The 5069-nt window shown below is 33.5% G+C and carries 5 protein-coding genes; 4 read left to right on the top strand and 1 reads right to left on the bottom strand.

The window, feature by feature from the left end; all coding sequences use genetic code 11:
• From Q5O30_RS04575 to Q5O30_RS04565, 3 genes are all read left to right on the top strand, one after another.
• The coding region (locus tag Q5O30_RS04575) for an ABC transporter ATP-binding protein (RefSeq protein ID WP_302674584.1) at positions 1-459 on the top strand (459 nt) is incomplete at its 5' end.
• Complete coding sequence (locus Q5O30_RS04570) at positions 459-1640, top strand: ABC transporter permease (protein WP_021952576.1); 1182 nt, start codon at positions 459-461, stop codon at positions 1638-1640. The genes Q5O30_RS04575 and Q5O30_RS04570, both read left to right, overlap by 1 nt.
• On the top strand, positions 1627-2775 hold the full coding sequence (locus Q5O30_RS04565) for an ABC transporter permease (RefSeq protein ID WP_021952575.1): 1149 nt from the start codon (positions 1627-1629) through the stop codon (positions 2773-2775). Before Q5O30_RS04570 ends, Q5O30_RS04565 begins: the two co-directional genes overlap by 14 nt.
• Before the next feature lie 101 nt (positions 2776-2876).
• Here the strand turns inward: Q5O30_RS04565 and Q5O30_RS04560 are convergent, their stop codons facing one another.
• Positions 2877-3071, bottom strand: coding sequence for a PF20097 family protein (locus Q5O30_RS04560; RefSeq protein ID WP_021952574.1), 195 nt, complete (start codon positions 3069-3071; stop codon positions 2877-2879).
• Between the two features lie 213 nt (positions 3072-3284).
• Between Q5O30_RS04560 and Q5O30_RS04555 the strand changes: the two genes are divergently transcribed.
• On the top strand, positions 3285-5069 hold a 1785-nt coding region (locus tag Q5O30_RS04555), incomplete at its 3' end, for a hypothetical protein (RefSeq protein ID WP_302674583.1).

The raw sequence follows: 5069 nt of genomic DNA, 5'->3' as shown, positions 1-5069 counted from the left end.
TGTGGCTTGTACATTAAAGATAAAAATACCAGAAAGCAGTATGTGGAAGATGCAATTAATTTAGTAGGTCTTGGGGAATTTAAAAAATACCTGCCAAAGCAGTTATCAGGAGGTCTTTTAAGGAGACTTAATATTGCCTGCGGAATTGCCCACAAGCCAAAGCTGATTTTTTTAGATGAACCTACAGTTGCCGTTGACCCTCAAAGCAGAAATAATATTTTAGACGGTATTAAAAAGTTAAGGGATAATGGGGCAACTATTGTTTACACAACTCATTACATGGAAGAAGTAGAAATCCTTTGCGACAGAATTATTATTTTGGACAAAGGAAAAATAATTGCTCAGGGAACAAGTGAAGAATTAAAGAAAGAGGCTAACATAGAAGAGAAGATACAGCGTGTAGGTCCTACATTAAATGATGTATTTTTAAAACTTACAGGAAAGGAATTAAGAGACTAATGTTTTTACATAATTTAAAATATACAATTAAAACATTGTTTAAAAATAAAATACTAATCTTCTGGACTTTCGCCTTTCCTATTATTCTTGGAATATTTTTTAATATGGCATTTTCTAACATAGAAAAAGATGAAAAATTAAAGGTGTTTGACATTGCCGTAGTTAATGACAGCCAGTTTGAAAATCAGGAAATATATCAGGAGGCATTAAAAGAACTGTCAGCTGATGACAGCGAGAATAAGCTGTTTAACATTAAATATGTTAAAAAAGAAAAGGCGGATTCACTTTTAGATGATTCAGATATAGAAGGTTATATTATATTTAAAAACGAAGAGCCACAGGTGGTGGTAAAGAAAAACGGAACATACCAGACTTTAATTAGGTTTGTTGTAACAGAAATAGGGCAGAACAAGGCTATTATAGAGGATTTAACTAAGAAAACCGTTGAGAATGAAATAGCAAAGGGAAGCACATCATTTGACCCGGAAAAAATTGCCAAAGACATATTGGAAAAGATAAATAATGGACAGGTCAATATGAAAAATATTTCTGCCTCTAATTTAAGCTATATGCAAATTGAATTTTATACCCTTATAGCTATGACGTGTATGTATTGTGGAATGTTAGGACTGACGGCAATTAATAACTGTCTGGCGAATATGAGCAGCAAAGGAAAGAGAATTTCAGTTTCACCTAATAAGAAAAGCATAATTGTTTTAAGCTCGGCAATAGGCTCGTATCTTGTAAGCATGGTGGGAATTGCTATTTTAATACTGTTTTTAAGATTTGTTCTAAAAGTTGATTTTGGAGACAATACCCCTCTTGTGATTCTGCTTTCAGCAGTGGGAGATTTGGCAGGCATTTCAATGGGAGTTTTAATTGCTTCGGTATTTAGGGTGTCAGAGGGAGCAAAAACAGGAATAACCATAGCCATTACCATGTTTTTGTCGGTATTATCAGGTATGATGGGAGTTACTCTCAAGTATGTAATTGACAAAAACGTGCCGGTTATAAATCTGATTAATCCTAACAATTTAATTACAGACGGATTTTATTCACTGTATTATTACGATACATTAGACAGATATTTAAGGGATGTTACATACTTACTGGTATTTGTTGTTATCTGCCTGACAATTTCTTTCATAAGTTTAAGGAGGGAAAAGTATGACAGTATTTAAAACAATTCTTAAAATTTTAAATAAATTAAAGGGAATGCTGATTTTATATACGGTAATGTTAATTGCCATTACAGCCATAAATCAGTCGGCAGGCAACAGCACCACTAATTTTGAAGAGTCAAAACCGGATATTTTAATTGTAAATAATGACAATAACAACACTGTTACTGAAGGATTTGTAGATTATGTCAGCAAACATTGTAAAATAGCGGGCATAGATACAAAGGACAAGGAAAAGATGGATGATGCACTTTTCTACAGAGATGTAAATTTTGTGATTTATATACCAAAAAAATTTGGAGAAGATTTGTTAAATGGTAAAAATCCGGAAATTAAATACAAAACAACAGGAGATGAGTATGCATCTTACAGCGAAATGCTGGTGGAAAAATACATAAAGACAGTGCTGGTTTATAAAGATTACTATAGTGGAAGTGAATTAGTAAGGAAGGTAAATAGTGCTGTGGAAACTGAGGCTAAAGTTACGATTAAAAGTTCTCCTGATACTTCAAAGTTAGGAAGCATGACAAGTTACTTTAATTTCCTAAATTACGCTCTTTTAGCCGGATGCGTGTATTGCATTAGCATGATTTTAGCCAGTATTAATGAAGAAAATGTTAGAAAACGAACCATTATCAGTAGCTTCAGCTACAAAAAATATAATAGAATTGTACTATTTTCAAATGCAATTGTTATTCTGGCAATGTGGGTGTTATATATGATTTTAAGTGCTATTCTCTTTAAAAATTCAATGTTTACATCAAATGGTCTGGCATATGTAATAAATTCTTTTATATTTGCCATATGCAGTCTGACAATTGGATTTTTAATAGGAAACATTACTCAAAACAAAAATGCCATAGGCGGCATAGTAAATGTAATTGCTCTTGGAACTTCATTTTTGTGCGGTTGTTTCGTACCTTTTGAATACATGCCGGACTATGTACTAAAAATAGCCCATGTTCTTCCAACATATTATTTTGTGGAAAACAATGAGTTGATAAAAAGTATGGAAACATTGGACTTTAACGGAATAAAACCGTTGCTTATTAACGGTGGGATTGTTATAGGATTTAGTGTGGTATTTATAATTCTGACAAATCTTGTAAGCAGGAAAAAGCAGGTAGTTGGTTAAATGAAAAAATTTAGTGGCAGTGAAAGGACAGTTTCTATCAGGTAGAAATCATTCTTTTGCTGCCACTGTTTTTTTTATCAATATAAACTTCGGAAATATAATTATACCTCCGTATTAATATCAATAATAATTTTATTACATCTCCTACATAAATAAGCATCAACATAAGTCTGGGTTAAAAAACTGGTGAGTTTTACGTTTTTTGAACGACGTTCATTAGATTTCCATTTTAACGCATATCTGTCTTGCTTCATTTTACCTTCTTCCATTTTAGCATTACAATACGGACATTCCATAATTATTCACCTCCTGTAGTTTCAAATTATCATAGGAATAAAAAATTACCTTTAATTTATGTTTAAAGAGTACCATTGGAAAAATTTATTGTCAATAATAGTCGTTGCTTAAAGAAATTTTAGATAATATAATATAGAAGAAAACTATGGTTGAGGTCAGCAGAAAAGAACCTGAAGTAAAATAAATAAAAGTTACATAGGAAAGGAAAAGTTATGAAAAATAAGCTTAAGTTAAACGGAATTTTATTAATATTAGCATTATTGGTTGTATGTACAATAACAGCAGCTAACATGGCTAAGGCAGCAGGAACGGTGGTATATGATTATAACAACACCACATTTGGACAAAGGACCAAAGATGATGTGGCAGCAGAGTATTCAAAGGCAAAAAATGCAGGGGAGACGTATGTTGACGGGCAGGAATCTACGTATTATTCCACACCGTCATCCATAGAGGCACCATACAATCAGGGAATTTTAACAGATGATACATTAGCTTCTATGGAGGCAATGACTAATTTTTACAGATATCTTACAGGGGCAAAGCCTCTTTTGAAAAAATGCGTTCAAAATGAGTCATTGCAGTATCAGGCTTTAGATAGAAACTTTCAATTTGACCATTATATAAGTAATAGCAGTAAGCCAGACGACATGGATGATGAATTGTGGCAAAAAGGTTTTAATCTTGACCATAATATACTTGCTATGTATGCAACTCCTTTCGGTTCAATTACCAGTTGGATGAATGAAGGATATAGTCTGTCAAATGGAACATGGGATACAACAGGACACAGAATGGCATTGATTTCACCTCAATATTCAAGTGTCCAGTTTGGATATAGCGGACATGTTTCCATTGGAAAAATATGTGAAAGCAGGAATACCGGATACACAGAGCCTTTTTCAGCATTTCCGGCAGCAGGTTATATGCCTGATAATGTTGTGTATCCTGATGAATGTGTATGGTCAACTTATTTAAATAAAGATTATGTAAAGGTTCAGAACCCGGGAAATGTTTTAATTACGGTAAAGAATCTTACAACAGGAGAAAGCTATACATGTAAATCTTCGGATTCTACCGCTAGTATATCTACTTCAACTATTGATTTTGTTCAGCCTAAAGATGCAACAAATCATAAATATGTAGATAATTATAGTGTTACCATAACCGGGTTAAAAGATGTAAAAACAGGCGATGATGCCACAATAAAATATGAAGTGAAATTTTTTGATGTGTCACAGCTGGCACAATCTTATGTAAAGAGTGTATCACCGGAGGGCTTTTCTAAATTAGTTGTTTATAAGAGTATGAATGATACAGAGAGTCTTAAAAAAATAGCAGCAGTATTACCTAAAAAGGTAAAGATTGTGGCAGACAGTGGCTTAGAAGCAACAGTTGGTTTAAAGGGTGACTGGGTTTTAGATGAAAAAAATAAATGCTACACAAATGAGGCAAAACCGGAGGATTTGCCGGGAAATATTTCGGATAAATTAGGTATACTTAAAAAGATTTCAGTAACCTATGAAATATCAGATGACGGATATGATGCCTACAACAGGATTGGCATAAAAGGTACGGTAGCAGAAGGTAATACTGTAAAAATGTATGTTTACAGAACTATGATGTCTGCGCAGCATAGTAAGATTTTTAAAATTTATAATAAGGGAAATGGAATTTATTCAGGCATTGAAAAGTTTGACAGATATACATCAAAGGAATTTGATGCAGAGGAGAGTTCCAAAACAGAGTATCCTTATGATTATTATAATTTTGGCCCGTTAAAGGCTTCAGACAGTGGTGAGTACATTTCCATTTATTATTCTGATGACGAATATTTTAAAGAGGCTTATGTATCTGTATCAATTGTGAACATTAATATAAAGTCGACAGAAACAACAGAACCGGGAACAACAGAACCGGGAACCACAAAACCGGAGCCGGGAACGACAGAACCGGGAACGACAAAACCGGAGCCGGGAACCACAGAACCGGGAACG

The sequence above is a fragment of the Eubacterium sp. CAG:161 genome, from assembly GCF_000432355.1.
Classification (GTDB): Bacteria; Bacillota; Clostridia; order Lachnospirales; family Lachnospiraceae; genus Eubacterium_G; species Eubacterium_G segne.
The sequence above is the reverse complement of the archived record's forward strand: the minus strand, read 5'-3'. Positions and strand labels throughout refer to the sequence as shown.